A 20,647-nucleotide genomic window follows, 5' to 3' on the forward strand; every position below is an offset into this window, starting at 1 on the left:
GCCGCGAAGTGTCCGCGTCGCATCCTAGGATTCGTCTGTGGTGACCAAGCGAGAGACCCCCGACCAGACATCCCAGGCCGGCACCGGGGCGGGCGGCGCGGCCCCCGCCGGCAGCGGTGGCCGGCGCCCCCGCCTCCTCCTCCTGGACGGCCACTCGATGGCCTTCCGCGCGTTCTTCGCGCTCCCGGTGGAGAAGTTCGGCACGAGTACCGGGCAGTCGACCAACGCCGTCTACGGCTTCGCGTCGATGCTGGTCAAGCTGTTGCGGGACGAGGAGCCCACCCACATAGCGGTGGCATGGGACCTGTCCGGCCCCACCTTCCGGCACGAGGAGTACGCCGAGTACAAGGACGGACGCTCCGACACACCGCCGGAGCTCCCCTCCCAGGTGCCGCTCACCCAGGACCTCATGCGGCTGGTCGGCGTCGCCAACCTGTCCGCGCCGGGCTTCGAGGCCGACGACGTCATCGCCACCCTGGCCCACCAGGGCGGAGAGGCCGGGATGGAGGTGCTCATCGCCTCCGGAGACCGCGACGCCTTCCAGCTGATCACCGACTCCTGCACGGTCCTGTACCCGGGCAAGAGCCTGTCGGACCTGCGGCGCATGGATCCCGCGGCGGTCGAGGACAAGTACGGGGTCCCCCCGGAGCGCTACCGCGACCTGGCCGCCCTGGTGGGCGAGAAGGCCGACAACCTGCCCGGCGTGCCCGGAGTGGGACCCAAGACCGCCGCCAAGTGGATCACCAAGTACGGGTCCCTGGACGAGCTGGTCGCCCACGCCGACGAGATCCCCGGCAAGGCGGGGCAGAACTTCCGCGACCACCTGGACGACGTGCTGCGCAACCAGCGCCTGAACCGGCTGGCCACGGACGTGGCCCTGGACGTGGACGTCAGGGCGCTGGGCCTGGGCGAGGCCGACCGGACCGGGATCGACGCGCTCTTCGACAACCTGGAGTTCGCCTCCAACCTGCGCGAGCGCCTGTACTCCGTGATCCGGCTGGAGGACGGCGCGGAGACGGCCGAGGCCGCGCCCTCCGAGGGCTTCCGGGTCGACCTGACCGTGGCCGGGACCGGGGAGCTGGCCTCCTGGATCACCGAGCACGCAGCCCCCGACACCGCCGGCAGCGACACCCTCACCCCCACGGCGCCCGCCGGAGTGGCCGTGGACGGCACCTGGGGCCGGGGCACCGGCAGGGTGGACGCGCTGGCCATCAGCGTGCCCACGGGGGAGGCGGTGTTCGTCGACCCCACCGTGCTGGACCCGGCCGACACCGAGGCCCTGGCCGCCTTCCTGGCCGACCCCGGCCGCCCCAAGGTCGTCCACGAGTACAAGGGGGCCCTGCTCGCCCTGGGCGCGCACGGGTGGACGCTGGGCGGCGTGGTCAGCGACACCGCGCTGGCCGCCTACCTGGTGCAGCCGGGGCAGCGCCGCTTCGACCTCGCCGACCTGTGCCGCAGGTACCTGGGCCGGGAGCTGGAGGAGGCCTCCTCCGGCGACCAGCTGACCCTGGACCTGGGCGACGGCGGCGACGCGGGCTCGGGCCACCAGCACCTGCTGGCGGTGCGCGCGAGCGCCACCCGCGACCTGTTCGGGGTGCTGTCCGCGGAGCTGGACAAGCGGGGCGGCACCCACCTGCTGCACGAGGTCGAACTGCCGCTGGTGGACGTGCTGGCGCGCCTGGAGCGGGCGGGGATCGCCGCCGACACCGAGTACCTGGAGGGCCTGCAGGGCGAGTTCGCCTCCGCGGCCCGCAGCGCGGTGGAGCGGGCGCACGAGGTGGTGGGGCACGAGTTCAACCTCGGCTCGCCCAAGCAGCTCCAGCAGGTGCTGTTCGAGGAGCTGGGCCTGCCCAGGACCAAGAGGATCAAGACGGGCTACACCACCGACGCGGACGCGCTGGCGTGGCTGGCGGCACAGACCGACAACGAGCTGCCCGCGGTACTGCTGCACCACCGCGACCAGACCAAGCTGCGCACCACGGTCGAGGGGCTGATCAAGACGGTCGCCGACGACGGCCGCATCCACACCACCTTCAACCAGACGGTGGCCGCGACCGGTCGCCTCAGCTCCACCGAGCCCAACCTGCAGAACATCCCGGTGCGCACCGACGTGGGACGGCGCATCCGGCGGGCGTTCGTGGTGGGGGAGGGCTTCGACGAGCTGCTCACCGCCGACTACAGCCAGATCGAGCTGCGCATCATGGCGCACCTGTCGGGCGAGCAGGCGCTGATCGAGGCCTTCGACAGCGGCTACGACTTCCACGCGCAGATGGCCGCGCAGGTCTTCGACGTCGAGGTCGAGCAGGTCGACGGAGAGGCGCGCTCCAAGATCAAGGCGATGAGCTACGGCCTGGCCTACGGGCTGAGCGTCTACGGCCTGTCCCAGCAGCTGGGCATCGCGCCGGAGGAGGCCAAGCGCCTCATGGAGAACTACTTCGCCGAGTTCGGCGGAGTGCGCGACTACCTCGACTCGGTGGTGGAGGAGGCCCGCAGGGTCGGCTACACCGAGACGATCCTGGGACGCCGCCGCTACCTGCCCGACCTGACGAGCGACAACCGCCAGCGCCGGGAGATGGCCGAGCGGATGGCGCTCAACGCACCCATCCAGGGGTCGGCGGCCGACATCATCAAGGTGGCCATGCTCCGGGTGGACGCGGCGCTCACCGAGGGCGGCTTCTCCTCGCGGGTCCTGCTCCAGGTGCACGACGAACTCGTGGTGGAGATCGCTCCGGGCGAACGCGAGGAGGTCGAAAACCTCGTGACGCGGCACATGGGCTCCGCCTATGATCTGCGTGTCCCGCTGGCCGTCTCGGTCGGCAGCGGACACAACTGGCACGACGCCGCGCACTGAGCCGCGGCGCGGGAGAACCGTGGAACGAGGCGAGGAGGCGGGAACGGTGGCGACACACGGCGGAGCCCCCGAAGGACTGACCGTGGGCTCGGTCACCGTTCCCGCCGACGCGCTCACGTGGCGGTTCTCCCGCTCCTCGGGGCCGGGCGGCCAGCACGTCAACACCTCCGACACCCGGGTGTCGCTGTCGCTCGACGTGGCCTCCTGCGCCGGCCTGGGGCACACGCGGCGCCAGCGCGCGCTGGAGCGGCTCCAGGGGCGCCTGGTCGGCGGTGTGCTGACGGTGACGGTGCAGACGCACCGGTCGCAGGCGCGCAACCGGGTCGAGGCCAGGGAGCGGATGGCGGCCCTGTTGGCGGAGGCCATGGCCCCGCCCGCCCGCGAGCGCCGTGCGACCCGCCCCAGCCGGAGGGCCAGACAGCGCCGCATGGACGCCAAACGGCAACGGAGCGAGGTCAAGCGGTCACGCTCCCGGCCTCCCATGGACTGACCGGGACCCGGCCCCGCACGTTCCCCACAATTTTTTTCGGCGCCCCACAGGTGTCCCGCCGGTGTGCGCCCGGCGTTCACCCCGAGGCGGTACGCCCCTGCGGACGTGGGGCTACCGCTAGTTGATCTTGACTGCCATACTCGGGTAAATTGCCGCCATTGTGACCTAAGTCGGGTTGGCGGGCCGGGGTTCCGATTGACCAGGACGCCCTTGTCTCATATTCTGGGGGCAGCGTTGTGGGTTCGTGCGGGCGTCCTCTGTCTCCGATGAGGGACAACGGGATGGCGCCGATTCGGTCAACACTCTGGACCCGGCGGCTGGTGGTCAGGCGGCTCAATGTCGCCGTGACCCTGCTTCTCACCTCTGGACGACGGATCGACGGGCTCGAACCTACGGCGTGCCCATCTTCCTGAATCTGTCCGTATCCGGAGTCCACCCACAAATGACGAGCAGCACCGAAGCCACCTCGGCACCCCAGGTAGCGGTCAACGACATCGGGTCCGAGGAAGCCTTCCTCGCGGCGATCGACGAGACCATCAAGTACTTCAACGACGGTGACATTGTCGAGGGCACCATCGTGAAGGTCGATCGAGACGAGGTCTTGCTCGACATCGGCTACAAGACCGAGGGTGTGATCCCTTCGAGGGAACTCTCGATCAAGCACGACGTCGACCCCGGCGAGGTTGTTGCCGTCGGAGACCAGGTCGAGGCCCTCGTCCTCCAGAAGGAGGACAAGGAGGGTCGTCTGATCCTGTCCAAGAAGCGCGCCCAGTACGAGCGCGCCTGGGGCACGATCGAGAAGATCAAGGAGGAGGACGGCGTCGTCACCGGCACCGTCATCGAGGTCGTCAAGGGTGGTCTCATCCTCGACATCGGCCTGCGCGGCTTCCTGCCCGCCTCCCTGGTCGAGATGCGCCGTGTGCGCGACCTGCAGCCCTACGTCGGCCGTGAGCTCGAAGCCAAGATCATCGAGCTGGACAAGAACCGCAACAACGTGGTCCTGTCCCGTCGCGCCTGGCTGGAGCAGACCCAGTCCGAGGTCCGCCAGACCTTCCTCAACACCCTCCAGAAGGGGCAGATCCGCAAGGGCGTCGTCTCCTCGATCGTCAACTTCGGTGCCTTCGTGGACCTGGGTGGCGTCGACGGACTGGTGCACGTCTCGGAGCTGTCCTGGAAGCACATCGACCACCCGAGCGAGGTCGTCGAGGTCGGCCAGGAGGTCACCGTCGAGGTTCTCGACGTGGACATGGAGCGCGAGCGCGTCTCCCTGTCGCTCAAGGCGACGCAGGAAGACCCGTGGCAGCAGTTCGCCCGGACCCACCAGATCGGCCAGGTCGTTCCCGGCAAGGTCACCAAGCTGGTTCCGTTCGGTGCGTTCGTCCGCGTCGAGGAGGGCATCGAGGGCCTGGTCCACATCTCCGAGCTGGCCGAGCGCCACGTCGAGGTGCCCGAGCAGGTCGTCCAGGTCGGCACCGAGATCTTCGTCAAGATCATCGACATCGACCTCGACCGCCGCCGCATCAGCCTCTCGCTGAAGCAGGCCAACGAGAGCGTCTCGCCGGACCAGGTCGACTTCGACCCCACGCTGTACGGCATGGCGGCCGACTACGACGAGCAGGGCAACTACAAGTACCCCGAGGGCTTCGACGCCGAGAGCGGCGAGTGGCTCGAGGGCTTCGAGGCCCAGCGCGACGAGTGGGAGCGCAGCTACGCCGAGGCGCAGGCCCGCTTCGAGGCGCACCGCAAGCAGGTCGAGGAGGCCCTCGCGGCCGAGGCCGACGCTGCGAACGCGCCCGCCGCCCCGGAGGAGGAAGAGGAGTACACCGGCGGCAACGGTGGCCAGAGCGCCAACCAGCCCGCTTCGGAGGCCTCCTCCAGCGGCGCCCTGGCCTCGGACGAGGCCCTGGCCGCCCTCCGCGAGAAGCTCGCGGGCGGCGACGCCTAGCCAGTAGGTCCGACAGGACTCGCTGACAGCCCCGAAGGGCCGTCCCCTCCTCACGGAGGGGGCGGCCCTTCGCCGTGTCCGGGGCCGCTCCCGGGGCTCGGGGAATAGTGTCGTGGCGTGTCCCCGAGGGCGGGGGCGTGTTGAGGAGGCGACGTGTTCGACATCCACCCGGCCACCCCCGCCGACGCGGGTGAGATCTTCACCCTCCAGCGGGCCGCGTTCGTCGACGAGGCCCAGGCCTTCGGAGACCCGTTCGTGCTGCCGCTCACAGAGAGCCTGGAGAGAGTGGAGAGGCTGCTGGGACAGGAAGAGACCCTCGCGCTCAAGGCGGTCTCCGGGGCACGCCTGGTCGGAACGGTCCGGGCGCGGGTGATGGGCACCAGCGCCGTGATCGGCCGCCTGGCGGTGGTCCCCGACCTGCGCCGCCGGGGGATCGCGCGGGCGCTGCTCGCCGACGTCGAGGGACACCTGCGCGAACGCCACCCGCACCTGAGCGCGCTCGACCTGTCCACCGGTGCCCAGGAGACCGGACAGCAGCGGCTCTACCGCGGGCTCGGATACACCGAGACCTCCCGGGAGCGGGTGGCCGAACACCTGGTCATGGTGCACATGCGCAAGGAACTCGTCCCGGGCCGGTCCGGCGGGGGCGGCCTCTCCGAGCGGGGAGCGGCGGTCTAGGCTGCCCAGCATGCTGAAAGTGGGACTCACCGGCGGGATCGGCTCCGGCAAGAGCGCGGTCTCGGCCGAACTGGCGGCCTACGGAGCCGTCGTCATCGACGCCGACGCCATCGCCCGGGAGGTGGTCGAGCCGGGCACGCCCGGCCTGGCCGCGGTCGTCGCCGAGTTCGGGGAGGAGGTGCTCACTCCCGAGGGGCGGCTGGACCGGCCCGGGCTGGGCGAGATCGTCTTCGCCGACGAGGAGCGCCTGGCCCGGCTCAACGCCATCGTGCACCCCCTTGTGGGCGAGCGCAGCGCCCGGTTGATGGAGGAGGCGGTGGCCTCCGGGACGCGCGTGGTGGTCTACGACGTCCCGCTGCTGGTGGAGAACGACCTGGGACCGCTCTACGACGTGGTGGTCGTGGTCGACGCCCCCGACGAGGTCCGGGTGGAGCGGGTGGCCGTCAACCGGGACATGCCGCGCGAGCAGGTGCGTGCCCGCATCCGGGCACAGGCCGACCGGGAGACCCGCCTGGCCGCCGCCGACCTGGTGGTGGACAACTCCGGTACCCGCGAGGAGCTGCGGGAGCGGGTCGCCGAGCTCTGGCGCGAACTCCTCGAACGCGCCTAGCGGCTCCGACCCGGCACCAGGTGTCCGCCGGCGGCCTTCGGGCTCCCGGCGGAACGCGGAGCGGTGCCGCGCCACGGGGGGAGCCGCACCGGCGTCACCGGGGGCCCAGGGCCGCGGCACAGCGTTCGGCCTGGGCGCGGAGGGCGTCGTTCAGTTCGGGCGGGCCGCTCACCAGGGTGAAGTCCGTCCTGACCGAGGTGATCATCCAGACCAGGTCATCGGGCGTCTCCGCGCCCAGGTGGAGCAGACAGCGGTCCGGGCCGGCGGCCTCCAGCACACCCATGCCGGGCCACACCCGGTCGGCGACGGACTCCGCCGACTCGTGGAGTTCGACGACGGCGCGGAAGGGCCACGCGTTCGAGGACAGCTGATGGGACACGTAGACGGCGGCGTCACCGTGCGGGATCTCGCGCCGTGTGAAGCGCGGACCGGTGGGGGTGCGCGGGGTGAGGCGGTCCAGGCGGAACGTGCGCCAGCCGTCACGGTGGTGGTCGAAGGCGACCAGGTACCAGCGGCGGCCGAAGCTGACCAGACTGTGCGGCTCGGCCGACCGGACCGCGGTGCCCCCGCGGGGGCCGGTGTAGTCGAAGCGCAGGACCTCCCCGCGGCGGCAGGCCTCGGCGACCGCCATGAGGACCTTGGGGCAGACCCTGGGACCGGGCTCGGCTCCGGCGCGCACGGTGGAGCCGTGCAGGGTGTTCACGCGTTGGCGCAGCCGGGCCGGCAGGATCTGCTCCAGCTTGGCGAGCGCGCGCAGCGAGACGTCCTCCATGCCGCTGACCGAACCGTCGGCGCCGGTGCGCAGCCCCACCACCACGGCCACGGCCTCCTCGTCGTCCAGCAGAAGCGGCGGCATGCGTGCGCCGGCGCCCAGGCTGTACCCGGCCGTGCCCCGGGTGGCGTGTACCGGATATCCGAGTTCGCGCAGACGGTCCACGTCCCTGCGGACGGTGCGGCCCGTGACGCCGAGGCGGTCCGCCAGGTCGGCACCGGACCGGTTCCCGTGTGTCTGGAGCAACGACAACAAGGCGAGCAGCCGTGCGGAGGTCTCAGCCATGGATCCGACTCTGTCATCCGGTTGGGAAGGAACCTGTCCTAACTCCTCCCTAGCGTAGTGCCCATGACGAACACGGACCGCGACGTCCACACATTCCGCATCGACATCCCGCAGGAGCGGCTCGACGACCTCGGGGCGCGCCTGGCCGACACCCGCTGGCCGTGCGAGCTGCCGGGCGTCGGTTGGAGCAGGGGAGTCCCGGTGGGGTACCTGAGGGAGCTCGCCGAGTACTGGCGTACCTCCTACGACTGGAGGAGGCACGAGGCGGAGCTCAACAGCCACCCCCAGTTCACGACCACCGTCGACGGGCAGAACGTGCACTTCCTGCACGTGCGCTCGCCGGAGCCCGACGCCACCCCGCTGGTCCTGCTGCACGGCTGGCCGGGGACGGTCACGGACTTCCTCGACGTTGTCGGGCCGCTCTCCGACCCCCGCTCCCACGGCGGTGATCCGTCCCAGGCGTTCCACCTGGTCGTCCCCTCCCTGCCGGGGTTCGGCATGTCCACGCCGCTGGCCGGTCCGGGGATGGGCGCGGCCCGGATGGCCGGGGTCCTCACGGAGTTGATGTCGCGCCTGGGCTATGGGCGCTACGGCGTCCACGGCTACGACACCGGCTCGTGGGTCGCGCCGGAGATGGGAGGGCTGAGGCCCGAGAGCGTCATCGGGGTTCACGTGAACGCCATGATCACCTTCCCGCTCACCGACGGGGACACCGAGGGGCTGACCGTGGTCGAGCAGCGCCGCTGGCAGTCGATGCAGGACTTCAACGACGGCTACTTGCAGTGCAACTCCAAACGGCCGCAGACGGTGGCCTACGCGCTGCACGACTCCCCGGTCGGTCAGCTCGCGTGGATCGTGGAGAAGTTCAAGGAGCTCACCGAGCCCGAGGAGGGACTGCCGGAGGAGGCTCTGGACCGTGACCGCATGCTGACGTGCGTGTCGCTGTACTGGCTGACCGGAACCGCCGGGTCGTCGGCGCAGATCTACTACGAGGAGATCTCAGCGAACGCGTGGGGCGGCTCCGAGGAGGACACCGGCCACGGCGGGGCCGCGGGCGACTGGACCCCGGGCCGAGGGACGGTGCCGACGGGGGTGCTGGTCTCCACTCACGACGTGACGGTGCGCCGGTGGGCCGAGCGCGACCACAACGTCGTGCGGTGGACCGAACTGGACCGGGGCGGCCACTTCCTGTCGATGGAGGAGCCGGAACTGTTGGTCGAGGACGTCCGCGCGTTCTTCGCCGGCCTGGCTTAGCCGTCCTCCTTCCCGTCCCGGTCCTGTCCCCGGCGCAGGGCCGCGGACAGGGACGCGCCGGCGTCCACGGCCTCGCGTACCAGCTCCTCCCGGACCGAGTGCGCGGCCTCCACGCTGAGCAGGCCGTCGTCGAGCTCCTCGGCGTGCACGGACTCCTGGGACGAGGACAGCGCCAGGTCGGCGTACTCCGCGGCGCGGTCGGCGATCTCCTGGCACTGCTCCCACTCGCGGTGGGCGGTCACCGCCGCGTGCACGCGCTCGCCGTAGCCGGCCAGCACCCCGACCCGCTCGGAGAGCGCCGCGTGGGCGCGGTCCACGGCCTCCTTCTGCGGTTCGAGCGCCCGGGTGACCTGGTCGGACACCGCCTCGCGCCCGCGCCGCAGCAGTTCCTCGCGCAGGGAGCGCAGCCGCAGCAGCTCGTGGGCCATCCGCCACTCCTCCTCGCGCAGCAGGGACAGGGTGTGGTCGGCGTCGAAGGACCCGCCCAGCACCCGGATACCCTCCTCCACCCGGTCGGTGGCCTGCTGGAGCCGGGCGAACAGGTGTGCCTCGGGTTCCTCACGGCGGCTGGCGTAGCTGTAGGGGCGGCCGAAGTCCTCGGGCAGCACGTAGTGGTCGGCGTTCTCCGAGGCCAGGCGGGTGACCATGCCCGGGCGCATGATGGCTCCGGTCCCGCCCGCGGCGGCGGTCAGGTAGAGGGCCGCGGTCGTGGGGTCGCCGGGGACGACCGATCCGAGCGGTCCGACGACCTGTTCGAGCAGCAGCCGGGCGCCCGCGACCCCGGCCACGGACACGGGCAGCGCCCAGAAGGCGTGCATGGCCAGGTCGGCCCAGTCGTCGGTGAAGGAGTCCTTCAGGGAGACCAGTCCGAGAACGACCATGGTCGTCCCCAGGCACAGCAGGAGCATGAGGACGGCACCGGCGGCCGGTGAGAGCAGGGCGACGGCGGCGAGCGAGGTACCTCCCACGGCGGTGAGCGCGGCCCCCCGCCTCCACGTGAGGCGGCGGGAGGACTTGGCCGAGGCCGGGAGCAGCTTCTCGGGACGGGCCCGCATGCGCGCGACCGCCCGGGGCGGCAGGGCCGGGTCGAAGGTGGGTCGGCGAGGACGGGACACGGCTGACACCTCCATTCCGGACACGGGGCGCCGGGTCCATGCTGACTCCCTACCCACGACCGGCCAGGGATGTCACAGGTGGTCTGTAGCGTTGGGTGTGAGGGACACGCGGACGCGGGGGCGGCCCGCCGTTCGATGGGAGAAGAGGCGACGTGCGACCGGTCAGCGACATCAAGCGCAGCGAGGCGCCCTTCGAGGTGGTCTCGGAGATGACCCCGGCGGGGGACCAGCCAGGTGCGATCGCCGAGATCAGCAAGCGGGTGCGGGCGGGAGACCCGCACACGGTGCTGCTCGGCGCCACCGGTACCGGTAAGACGGCGACCGTGGCGTGGACGGTGGAGCAGCTCCAGCGGCCGACCCTGGTGATGCAGCCCAACAAGACCCTGGCGGCGCAGTTCGCCAACGAGTTGCGGCAGATGCTGCCGGGCAACGCGGTCGAGTACTTCGTGTCGTACTACGACTACTACCAGCCCGAGGCCTACGTCCCGCAGAGCGACACCTTCATCGAGAAGGACTCCTCGATCAACGACGAGGTGGAGCGGCTGCGCCACTCGGCGACCAACTCGCTGCTCACCCGCCGGGACACCATCGTGGTCGCGTCGGTCTCGTGCATCTACGGCCTGGGCACCCCGCAGGAGTACGTGGACCGGATGGCGCAGTTGGCGGTGGGCATGGAGGTCGACCGCGACCAGCTGCTGCGCCGCCTGGTGGAGATGCAGTACTCCCGCAACGACACCGCGTTCACGCGCGGCACGTTCCGCGTACGCGGCGACACCATCGAGATCATCCCGGTCTACGAGGAGCTGGCGATCCGCATCGAGATGTTCGGTGACGAGGTCGAGCGCCTGCTCACCCTGCACCCGCTCACCGGCGAGGTGCTGGGGGAGAGCCAGGAGATGTTCATCTTCCCCGCCTCGCACTACGTGGCCGGCGAGGAGCGCACCGAGCGCGCCATCGGCTTGATCGAGGCGGAGCTGGGCGAGCGGCTGGCCGAGCTGGAGGCGCAGGGCAGGCTGCTGGAGGCACAGCGCCTGCGCATGCGCACCACCCACGACCTGGAGATGATGCGCCAGCTGGGTACCTGTTCGGGCATCGAGAACTACTCGCGGCACTTCGACGACCGTGCGCCGGGCAGCCCGCCCAACACGCTGCTGGACTACTTCCCCGAGGACTTCCTGCTGGTGCTGGACGAGTCGCACGTGACCGTCCCGCAGATCGGCGCGATGTACGAGGGCGACGCCGCGCGCAAGCGCACCCTGGTCGACCACGGGTTCCGGCTGCCGTCGGCGATGGACAACCGGCCGCTGAGGTGGGAGGAGTTCACCGAGCGGATCGGGCAGGCCATCTACCTGTCGGCGACGCCGGGCCGCTACGAGCTGCGCCAGAGCGGCGGCGACGTGGTGGAGCAGGTCATCCGTCCCACCGGCCTGGTCGACCCGGAGGTGCTGGTCAAGCCGACCGACGGGCAGATCGACGACCTGGTGCACGAGATCCGGGTGCGCGCCGAGCGCCAGGAGCGGGTCCTGGTCACCACGCTGACCAAGAAGATGGCCGAGGACCTCACCGACTACTTCGCCGAGATGGGCATCCGGGTGCGCTACCTGCACAGCGAGGTGGACACGCTGCGCCGGGTGGAGCTGCTGCGGGAGCTGCGGGTGGGCGAGTTCGACGTGCTGGTGGGCATCAACCTGCTGCGCGAGGGCCTGGACCTGCCCGAGGTGTCGCTGGTGGCGATCCTGGACGCGGACAAGGAGGGCTTCCTGCGCTCGGAGACCTCGCTGATCCAGACGATCGGCCGCGCGGCGCGCAACGTCGCGGGCCAGGTGCACATGTACGCCGACAACGTCACGGACTCGATGCGGTCGGCGATCGACGAGACCACCCGGCGCCGGGACAAGCAACTGGCCTACAACGCCGAGCACGGGATCGACCCCACGCCGCTGCGCAAGCAGATCGCCGACATCCTGGACACGCTCAACAGGGAGGACGTGGACACCGAGGAGCTCATGGCCACCGGTTACCGCAGCTCCGCCAAGGGCGGCCGTGCCCCGGTGCCCGCGCTGGGCGAGCGCTCGGCCGACGTCTCCTCCATGCCGCGCGCGGAGCTGGCCGACCTCATCGAGCAGTTGAGCGAGCAGATGCACCAGGCGGCGACCGACCTCCAGTTCGAGCTGGCGGCCAGGTTGCGCGACGAGATCGGCGAGCTCAAGCGTGAGCTTCGCGGCATGGACGCGGCCGGGGTGAGGTGACGCCGATCCCCACGGGACAGCGGTTCCGGCCCGGGGAGGCCGGGACCGGAGCGGCCCAGGGGTATCGGAACAAGAACGTTTGGGGAACAGCGAGGTCGCGTGGTTACCTCCGCGTGACATACTCTTGGCTTCGCGCAAGCTGTATGTCGCAATTGCCGGTTGTTCGGTTGTGGGGGAAACATGAGGGTTCGGCTCCTGGCGGCCGCAGGCGGTGGCCTGCTGCTCACCTCCCTGCTTCCGGGCTGCGGTCTCGCCTTCGGGCATGAGGAAGTCGAGGTGCCCAACGGCGCACCGGGCACCGAGGACGCCGCGGACGACGTGGTCATACCCGACCACAACGTCAGCAACGGCGACACGCTGATCGTCGTCGACGACGGCGCCGAGATCAACGAGGACTGCGACGGCCGCGAGGTCATGGTCACCGCGGACGACGCCGTCGTGGTACTGCACGGCGACTGCGGGCTGGTGCGGGCCACCGGACGCGGGTCCACCGTCGACGTGGGCTCGGCGGACAAGATCGTGCTGATCGGGGTGGACAACGTCGTCTCCTTCGCCTCGGGCAGGCCCGAGGTGGTCAACCACGGCCGCAACACCACGGTGACCGAGGGCGGCGTCGCCGGGAAGTGATCCGGGAAGGCCGGTGGGCAGGGCGGTTTCGTGTCGGTGAGTTGACCGCCCCGGCATCCCGGAGTGACCTTCGATCCGTTACCGTGGTGCGAGTCCGCCCGGCCCGCGCAGGGGCGCGCGGACACCGAGGTCGGGTGGGCACGGCGACGCGGAGTGAATTCTCGGTTGCAATCGGAGATTTCGTCCTCTCGGCCGGTTCCGAGGCGGTACGGTCGATTCGTCCCGCCCGCGGTACAACCGGTTCCGTCGGGGCGGCACGACGGTCAGCGGCGTCGCACGCGCCCTTCCGGTCACCGGTCAGGGACGGCGTGTTCGACGTGAGGACCCGCTAGGGGAGGGGTGGATGAGCGGTTATGTCGCGCGGGTGCGACATGATGAGTCGCCCGGGGGCGATGTCGGCCTGGACCCGTTGGTGCGGTCGGCCGCCCAGCGCTGGGCCGACACGGATCCCCTGCTGCCCGAGCCCGTCAACTTCGCTCCGGGCTCCTACCCCCTCCTGACCGTCAGCGACGAGGACGGTCGCGCCGTCGCCGCCGGCACCATGCACTACACGTGGTACCAGCCCGGCGAGGTCGGCCGGATCTGGGGCGTGCCGGACCAGCACTGGCTGACCCCCATCGTCGGCGGTCCCGATCCCAGCCGCGCCCTGGACTCCCTCCTGACCAGCTGGCGCGACCAGTTGGAGGACCTGCCGACCGGCACGGGCTCGGAGTCGGCGGCCCTGGTGAGCTGGCCCGCCCGCGACGTGTGCGGCATCATCCCGCTACAGCGCCACGGCCTACAGCCCTACACGGTGCTGGCCGCCCGCCAGCGCCGCCGCGGAGTGCCTCCGTCGCTGCCGCCGCGCGACGTGACCATCAGGCTGGCCGACCGCAGCGACCTGACCCAGGTGGTCGGGCTCCTGATGGAGGAGCACCGCTACGAGCAGCACTTCGGCGGGGTGTTCCTGCAGGAGGACACCGCCGAGCAGACCCGCAAGGTCGCCGCGCGGGCGCTCAACCGCTCCCGCTCCTGGATCTGGCTGGCCGAGCGGCGCGGTCGCGCCGTGGGGCTGCTGTGGGTGTCCCCGCCCGAGCGGTCCCGGTGGGCCAAGTCCCTGGTCAACGCCCGCCCGATCGCGCACATCGGCTACGGCGTGGTGGTCGCGCAGGAGCGCGGCAACGGGATCGGCACCGCACTGGTGGGCCAGGCGCACCAGGCCCTGGACAGCCACGGCGTGGGCGTCTCGGTGCTCAACTACGCCGCGATGAACCCGCTGTCGGGCCCGTTCTGGCACCGCATGGGCTACCGCCCGGTGTGGACGACCTGGGAGGTCCGCCCCGCCCTGGCCCTGCGCTGACGACCCGGTGCGGACCCCGCGCGGGAAGGTCCACTAACCTGTGCGCGAAAGCGCGACGGTGCGTGGAGGGTGAGGCAGGATGACCGCGAACGACCGTGGGCCCCAGGGCGCGGAACACGTGGAGATCGTCGAGGTGGGGCCGCGCGACGGCCTCCAGAACGAGGACAGGACGCTCTCGGTCGACGACCGCGTCGAACTGATCGACCGCGCCGCGGCCGCCGGTGCGCGCAGGATCGAGGCGGTCAGCTTCGTCAACCCCAAGCGGGTGCCGCAGATGGCCGGGGCCGAGGAGGTCATGGCGGGTGTCACGCGCGCGCCGGGGGTCTCCCACATCGGCCTGGTGCTCAACCGGCGCGGCCTGGACCGCGCGGTGGCGGCCGGGGTCTCCGAGGTCAACGTGGCGGTGCCCGCCACCGACGGGTTCTGCGTCCGCAACCAGGGGTGCACCGTCGAGGAGATGCTCGGCGTCCTCGCCGACATCGACGCCGCCCTCGCCGGTACGGGCATCCCGCTGAGCGTCACCGTCTCCACCGCGTTCGGCTGCCCCTTCGACGGTGAGGTACCGCCCGAGCAGGTCGTCGAGGTGGTCCGCCGTATCGCCGACACCGGTGCCGTGGAGATCGCCCTGGCCGACACCATCGGCGTGGGTGTGCCCCGGCAGGTGGGCGACCTCCTGGCCAGGGTCGGGAAGGTCGCCGACGGCCGCGGGCTGCGCTGTCACTTCCACAACACCCGCAACACCGGTTACGCGAACGCGCTGGCGGCCGTGGACGGGGGAGTGCGGGTGCTCGACTCCAGCCTGGGCGGCTTCGGCGGCTGTCCGTTCGCACCCGCAGCGACCGGCAACATCGCCACCGAGGACCTGCTGTACATGCTGCACCGCAGCGGCCTGCACACGGGTGTGAGCCTGTCGGAGGCCGCCGCCCTGGGCGAGTGGATGGGAGAGCGCCTGGACAAGCAGCCGCCCGCCTACCTGGGACGCGCGGGCGCCTTCCCCGCCTGACACACCGTCGCCCGGGTACCGGCGGTCCGCGGGCGCCCGGTCCGGACACGGCCGTGTGGCGTTCGTCGCCCGGGACCGCCCCTCCCCGGACCGGGCCCCGGCGCCGCACCCGCCGCGAAGGCGTTCCGCGCCCGTCGGAGAAGGCGCCCCGCGCGGCCGGGAACGGGTCGGGCACGGGCCTTCCGGCCACGGTGCCGCCACAGGCCCCGCGGCCCGGCCGTGACGGCTGGGGGAGGGGAACAGCGAGGTACACGGAGGTGTTCTCGGTGTGTATGTACGGGGGGCCTGTTATCCTGGTGCCCCGTGGAGTCCGGCGGCCGGAGCGATGAGCAACCGCCCGCAACCGGACCGCCGCACGGCCGCTCAGTTCGCCCCGAGCCAGCCGTAGCCACTCAACCCACGGGAGCATCACTTTGGCATCCGCCGCGAGTACCAAGCACCTTTTCGTTACTGGCGGCGTCGCCTCCAGTCTTGGCAAGGGCCTGACGGCCTCCAGCCTGGGACGACTTCTCAAGTCGCGCGGCCTGCGGGTCACCATGCAAAAGCTCGACCCCTACCTCAACGTCGACCCGGGGACGATGAACCCCTTCCAGCACGGCGAGGTGTTCGTCACCGACGACGGCGCCGAGACCGACCTGGACGTGGGCCACTACGAGCGCTTCCTGGACACCGAGCTGTCCGCGACGGCCAACGTCACCACCGGCCAGATCTACTCCAGCGTCATCGCCAAGGAGCGCCAGGGCGCCTACCTCGGTGACACCGTGCAGGTCATTCCGCACATCACCAACGAGATCAAGGCGCGCATCTACGCGATGGACGCCCCCGACGTCGACATCGTCATCACCGAGATCGGCGGCACGGTCGGCGACATCGAGTCGCAGCCCTTCCTGGAGGCGGTCCGCCAGATCCGCCACGAGATCGGCCGGGACAACTGCTTCTTCCTGCACGTGTCCCTCATCCCGTTCCTCGGCCCGGCCGGGGAGATGAAGACCAAGCCCACCCAGCACTCCGTGGCCGCCCTGCGCAGCATCGGTATCCAGCCCGACGCGATCGTGTGCCGCTCGGACCGCCCCATCACGCAGAGCCTGAAGTCCAAGATCAGCCTCATGTGCGACGTGGACGAGGCCGGTGTGGTCTCCACCCCCGACGCCCCCTCCATCTACGACATCCCCAAGGTCCTGCACCGCGAGGGCCTGGACGCCTACGTCGTCCGCCGCCTCGGCATGCCCTTCCGCGACGTGGACTGGACCGAGTGGGACGAGCTGCTGCGCCGAGTGCACCAGCCCGACCACGAGGTCACCATCGCCCTGGTCGGCAAGTACATCGACCTGCCCGACGCCTACCTGTCGGTCAGCGAGGCGCTGCGCGCGGGCGGCTTCGCCACCGACACCCGCGTGAACATCCGCTGGGTGGCCAGCGACAACTGCGCCAGCCCCTCGGGCGCAGCGGCCGAGCTGGACGGCGCGGACGGCGTCCTCGTCCCCGGCGGCTTCGGTGTGCGCGGTATCGAGGGCAAGCTCGGCGCCATCCGCTACGCCCGCGAGCACCGGATTCCGCTGCTGGGCATCTGCCTGGGGCTTCAGGCCATGGTCATCGAGTACGCCCGCGACGTGCTCGGCCTGGAGGGCGCCAACAGCACCGAGTTCGACGACAAGGCCCAGAACCCGGTCATCGCCACCATGGCCGACCAGACCGACGTCGTCGCCGGTGAGCGCGACATGGGCGGCACCATGCGCCTGGGCATGTACCCGGCCGAGCTGGGCGAGGGCACCGTGGTGCGCGAGCTCTACGGCGGGCGGGGCGAGGCCTCCGAGCGCCACCGCCACCGCTTCGAGGTCAACAACGCCTACCGTTCCCAGTTGGAGGAGGCGGGCCTGGTGTTCTCCGGGCTCTCCCCTGATGGCAAGCTGGTGGAGTACATCGAACTGCCCCGGGACGCCCACCCGTTCTTCGTCGCGACACAGGCGCACCCGGAGCTGCGATCCCGTCCGACCAAGGCCAACCCGCTCTTCCGCGGACTGGTCTCGGCGGCCCTGGAGTACCACAACTCCTGACGGAGGCCGGGCCGGGCGGGGCACGAGTCCTGAGAGGCGGGATCCATGCCCAGTGACGCCCATCCGGACCAGACCACGGGGGCGGACGCGAAGCTCGCGGACGCCCCCGAGTCGTGGCCGGTGGAACGGTCCGAGGAACGCTTCCGCGGCGTCAAGTGCGGAGTTCGTACGGACTGGGTGCGCATGCCCGGGGCGGGCGGCGAGGGCACGACCGTGGCCTCCCGCGACTACATGGACCACCCCGGCGCCGCGGCGGCCCTGGCCCTGGACGGTGACGGCAGGGTGCTCCTGCAGCGCCAGTACCGCCACGCCACCCGGCACACCCTCTGGGAGCTGCCCGCGGGGCTGATCGACGTGGAGGGCGAGGGGCCGCTGCCCACCGCCCAGCGCGAGCTGGTCGAGGAGGCGGGCCTGCGCGCCGGGCGCTGGCACGAACTGGCCGACTTCTTCCCCAGTCCGGGATTCTCCAACGAGCGCATCCACGTGTTCCTGGCCCGTGACCTGTCGGTGGTGCCCGACGAGGAGGTCGACTTCGAACGCGAGCACGAGGAGGTCGGCCTGGTCGCCGAGTGGGTGTCCCTGGAGGAGGCGGTCGGCCTGGTCATGACGGGCCGGCTGCACAACGGCGCGACCCAGATCGGCATCCTGGCGGCCCACGCCGCCGCCGCGGACGGCTTTGCGTCGCTGCGCGAGCCCGGCGCGGACTGACCGTGTCCGAGCGACCGGACCCCGCCGGACCGCAGGAGGAGCCGGGGCCGCTGGCGAGGGTGTGCTCCGCCTTCCTGGACCACCTCAGCGCCGAGCGCGCCCTGGCCGCCAACACCCTCATGGCCTACCGGCGCGACCTGCGCCGCTACCGCGCCCACCTGGCGGCGCGGGGAGTCACCTCCCCCGACGCGGTGGGACCGGGCGACGTGGGCGACTTCCTGCGGGTACTGCGAGAGGGGGACGAGGACCACCCGCCGCTCGGCGCCGCCTCGGCCGGGCGCGCCCTGGCCGCTGTGCGCGGCCTGCACCGCTTCGCGGCGCGCGAGGGGTGGTCGCGGACCGACCCGGCCACCGACGTCTCCCCGCCGGCCCCGCCGATGCGGCTGCCCAAGGCGGTGTCGCTGGACTCGGTGGAGCGCCTCCTGGACGCCGCCGGACCGGCCGGCGCCCCGGCCTCCGGCGACCGCGCCGCGCTGCTGGCCCTGCGCGACCGCGCCCTGCTGGAGGTGCTCTACGGCACGGGCGCGCGCATCTCCGAGGCGGTGGGGCTGGACGTGGACGACGTCGCCGACGCCGTGGAGGACGGCGAATCGGTGGGCCTGGTGCGCTTCCGGGGCAAGGGCGGCAGGGAGCGGGTGGTCCCGCTGGGCTCCTACGCCCGCCGGGCGCTCTCGGGCTACCTGGTAAGGACCCGGCCGAGCCTGGCCGCCTCCGGCCGCGGCGGTCCGGCGCTGTTCCTCAACGCCCGCGGCGGCAGGCTCACCCGCCAGGGGGGCTGGGGCGTCCTGACGGCCGTCGCCGAACGCGCCGGAGTCGAGGGGGTGTCGCCGCACACGCTGCGCCACTCCTTCGCCACCCACCTCCTCGACGGCGGGGCGGACATCCGAGTCGTGCAGGAGCTCCTAGGGCACAGTTCGGTCACCACCACCCAGGTCTACACACTCGTTACAGTCGAACACCTGCGCGAGGTGTACGCGTCGAGTCATCCCAGGGCACGGCGCTGAGACGGCCGCGGACGCGGGGATCCCCCACCGCGGGGCGGGGCGAAGCGGCCCGGTTCGGGACCTTTCGATTTCCTCCTGGGGCGAAGGCGTGGGATTCTACCCGTACGTTTCGTTGAAGTGCGTCGTGTCGGCGTTCTAGAGTCGCCGCACAGAGGTACGTTGCTGTCGACATATTGAGTTTCCGACGGCGGCCAGGCCCAGGAGCACGGTGTCCCTCGGAGCCGTGGCCAGTCCGTAGGGGAGGTCAAGGGTTGTGAACTGGGAGAACGACGAGGCTGCGAGCACCGCACCCGTCGGCGAGGAGGCAATCGTCGACCCGGTGACCAATCCATGGGGGACGACACGCAACACGGGGGCTGATCTGCACACCACAAGACCCGAGCGAACGTATCCGGAGCCCGAGCCCGTCGACGAACACGGCCCGGCACGGATTGTAGCACTCTGTAATCAGAAGGGTGGGGTCGGCAAGACCACCACGACGATCAACCTCGGTGCCGCCATCGCCGAGTACGGAAGACGGGTGCTGCTGGTCGACTTCGACCCGCAGGGCGCGCTCTCCGTCGGCCTGGGCCGCCTCGATCCGCGCGAGCTGGACCTGACCGTCTACAACCTGCTCATGCAGCGGGACGTGGCGGTCGAGGACGTCCTGCTCAAGACCGACATCGACGGCCTGGACCTGATCCCGAGCAACATCGACCTGTCCGCGGCCGAGGTGCAGCTGGTCGGAGAGGTCGCGCGCGAACAGATGCTCGGCCGGGCGCTGCGCCCGATCATCGACGACTACGACGTCGTGCTGATCGACTGCCAGCCCTCGCTGGGCCTGCTCACCGTCAACGCGCTCACCGCGGCCGACGGCGTCATCGTGCCGCTGGAGTGCGAGTTCTTCGCGCTGCGCGGTGTGGCCCTGCTCATGGACACCATCCAGAAGGTCCAGGAGCGGCTCAACGAGGACCTGGTCATCGACGGCTTCCTGGGCACCATGTACGACCCGCGCACGCTCCATGCGCGTGAGGTGCTGTCCACGATCATCGACGGGTTCGGTGACAAGGTCTACGGCACGGTCATCAACCGTACCGTGCGTTTCCCGGACGCCACCGTGGCGGGCGAACCCATCACCAGGTTCGACTCGTCCTCGGCCGGGGCCAACGCCTATCGGGATCTGGCCAAGGAGGTGCTGGCGAGGTGGCCTCTCAGCGGTCACGGCGCGTGACCCTACCCGGAGCGGACGAGATGTTCTTCCGCTCCAACGGCGCCGAGGAGGCGCCGGAAGAGACCGAACGCCAGTACACGGCACCGGAGCAGCAGAGCAGGAAGACCGAGACGTCGGCGCGCCCCAACGGCAGGTCCAAGGGCCGGTCCGCCACGAGGGTGCGGGGAGCGCCCAAACCCAGCGGGCGCCAGCGCCACGACGAGAAGATCACCGTCTACGTCTCCGCGCCCGAACTACTGGCACTGGAGCAGACCCGGTTGTCGCTGCGGGCCGAGCACGGACTGGCGGCCGACAGGGGCCGACTCGTCCGGGAGGCGGTCGCGGTGCTGCTGGCCGACTTCGAGGAGCACGGATCCTCCAGCATGCTGGTACGCAGGCTGAGCGAGGACTGAGCTCGCGCACCGGTACCGGAGGGGGTACCGGTTCGGCGACGGAAGGGTCGCGGGTGTCACC

General features: G+C 71.2%; 17 protein-coding genes. 15 read left to right on the forward strand and 2 right to left on the reverse strand.

The annotated features are described in order from the left end of the window. Positions 1–37 precede the first annotated feature (37 nt). The 5 genes from polA (at position 38) to coaE (ending at position 6,574) form a co-directional block, all read left to right on the forward strand. Entirely contained in the window at positions 38–2,851 is a 2,814-nt protein-coding gene (polA, locus tag NOSIN_RS04785) for a DNA polymerase I (protein WP_077689574.1), read from the forward strand. A gap of 46 nt (positions 2,852–2,897) precedes the next feature. Next, positions 2,898–3,341, forward strand: coding sequence for an alternative ribosome rescue aminoacyl-tRNA hydrolase ArfB (gene arfB, locus NOSIN_RS04790; RefSeq protein ID WP_236743300.1), 444 nt, complete (start codon positions 2,898–2,900; stop codon positions 3,339–3,341). Positions 3,342–3,783: 442 nt separating this feature from the next. Then, positions 3,784–5,286 carry a 30S ribosomal protein S1 gene (rpsA, locus tag NOSIN_RS04795; protein ID WP_077689576.1) on the forward strand — a complete coding sequence of 501 codons (1,503 nt, stop codon included), beginning with the start codon at positions 3,784–3,786 and terminating at the stop codon, positions 5,284–5,286. 153 nt (positions 5,287–5,439) lie between these two features. After that, complete coding sequence (locus NOSIN_RS04800; protein ID WP_077689577.1) at positions 5,440–5,964, forward strand: GNAT family N-acetyltransferase; 525 nt, start codon at positions 5,440–5,442, stop codon at positions 5,962–5,964. 10 nt (positions 5,965–5,974) lie between these two features. Further along, complete coding sequence (gene coaE / locus NOSIN_RS04805; protein ID WP_077689578.1) at positions 5,975–6,574, forward strand: dephospho-CoA kinase; 600 nt, start codon at positions 5,975–5,977, stop codon at positions 6,572–6,574. Positions 6,575–6,668: 94 nt separating this feature from the next. Here coaE and NOSIN_RS04810 read toward each other — a convergent pair whose 3' ends face one another. After that, positions 6,669–7,631 carry a helix-turn-helix transcriptional regulator gene (locus NOSIN_RS04810; RefSeq protein ID WP_077689579.1) on the reverse strand — a complete coding sequence of 321 codons (963 nt, stop codon included), beginning with the start codon at positions 7,629–7,631 and terminating at the stop codon, positions 6,669–6,671. Positions 7,632–7,694: 63 nt separating this feature from the next. Here NOSIN_RS04810 and NOSIN_RS04815 point away from each other — a divergent pair, with 63 nt between their 5' ends. Continuing rightward, positions 7,695–8,885, forward strand: coding sequence for an epoxide hydrolase family protein (locus tag NOSIN_RS04815; protein WP_077689580.1), 1,191 nt, complete (start codon positions 7,695–7,697; stop codon positions 8,883–8,885). Here NOSIN_RS04815 and NOSIN_RS04820 read toward each other — a convergent pair. Next, positions 8,882–10,000, reverse strand: a complete 1,119-nt coding sequence (locus NOSIN_RS04820) for a hypothetical protein (protein ID WP_236743301.1) — start codon at positions 9,998–10,000, stop codon at positions 8,882–8,884. The genes NOSIN_RS04815 and NOSIN_RS04820 overlap by 4 nt on opposite strands. A gap of 152 nt (positions 10,001–10,152) precedes the next feature. On the opposite strand from NOSIN_RS04820, the gene uvrB reads away from it, so the two are divergent. The 9 genes from uvrB (at position 10,153) to NOSIN_RS04865 (ending at position 20,586) form a co-directional block, all read left to right on the forward strand. After that, complete coding sequence (uvrB, locus tag NOSIN_RS04825) at positions 10,153–12,249, forward strand: excinuclease ABC subunit UvrB (protein ID WP_077689581.1); 2,097 nt, start codon at positions 10,153–10,155, stop codon at positions 12,247–12,249. A gap of 180 nt (positions 12,250–12,429) precedes the next feature. Next, complete coding sequence (locus NOSIN_RS04830) at positions 12,430–12,876, forward strand: DUF3060 domain-containing protein (RefSeq protein WP_077689582.1); 447 nt, start codon at positions 12,430–12,432, stop codon at positions 12,874–12,876. 343 nt (positions 12,877–13,219) lie between these two features. After that, entirely contained in the window at positions 13,220–14,215 is a 996-nt protein-coding gene (locus NOSIN_RS04835; RefSeq protein ID WP_077689583.1) for a GNAT family N-acetyltransferase, read from the forward strand. A 79-nt stretch (positions 14,216–14,294) separates the two neighbouring features. Further along, entirely contained in the window at positions 14,295–15,218 is a 924-nt protein-coding gene (locus tag NOSIN_RS04840) for a hydroxymethylglutaryl-CoA lyase (RefSeq protein WP_077689584.1), read from the forward strand. A 413-nt stretch (positions 15,219–15,631) separates the two neighbouring features. After that, the gene (locus NOSIN_RS04845; protein WP_077689585.1) at positions 15,632–17,272 is read left to right on the forward strand and encodes a CTP synthase; all 1,641 of its coding nucleotides are present in this window, start codon (positions 15,632–15,634) and stop codon (positions 17,270–17,272) included. Between the two features lie 45 nt (positions 17,273–17,317). Further along, complete coding sequence (locus NOSIN_RS04850; RefSeq protein WP_077689586.1) at positions 17,318–17,980, forward strand: NUDIX domain-containing protein; 663 nt, start codon at positions 17,318–17,320, stop codon at positions 17,978–17,980. A 2-nt stretch (positions 17,981–17,982) separates the two neighbouring features. Further along, entirely contained in the window at positions 17,983–18,984 is a 1,002-nt protein-coding gene (locus NOSIN_RS04855; RefSeq protein WP_077689587.1) for a site-specific tyrosine recombinase XerD, read from the forward strand. A 253-nt stretch (positions 18,985–19,237) separates the two neighbouring features. Next, positions 19,238–20,194, forward strand: coding sequence for a ParA family protein (locus tag NOSIN_RS04860; RefSeq protein WP_077689588.1), 957 nt, complete (start codon positions 19,238–19,240; stop codon positions 20,192–20,194). Beyond that, entirely contained in the window at positions 20,191–20,586 is a 396-nt protein-coding gene (locus NOSIN_RS04865) for a hypothetical protein (protein ID WP_077693408.1), read from the forward strand. Before NOSIN_RS04860 ends, NOSIN_RS04865 begins: the two co-directional genes overlap by 4 nt. The last annotated feature ends 61 nt before the right edge of the window (positions 20,587–20,647 follow it).

Origin of the sequence: Nocardiopsis sinuspersici (assembly GCF_001998325.1) — a bacterium.
Taxonomy (GTDB): Bacteria; Actinomycetota; Actinomycetes; order Streptosporangiales; family Streptosporangiaceae; genus Nocardiopsis; species Nocardiopsis sinuspersici.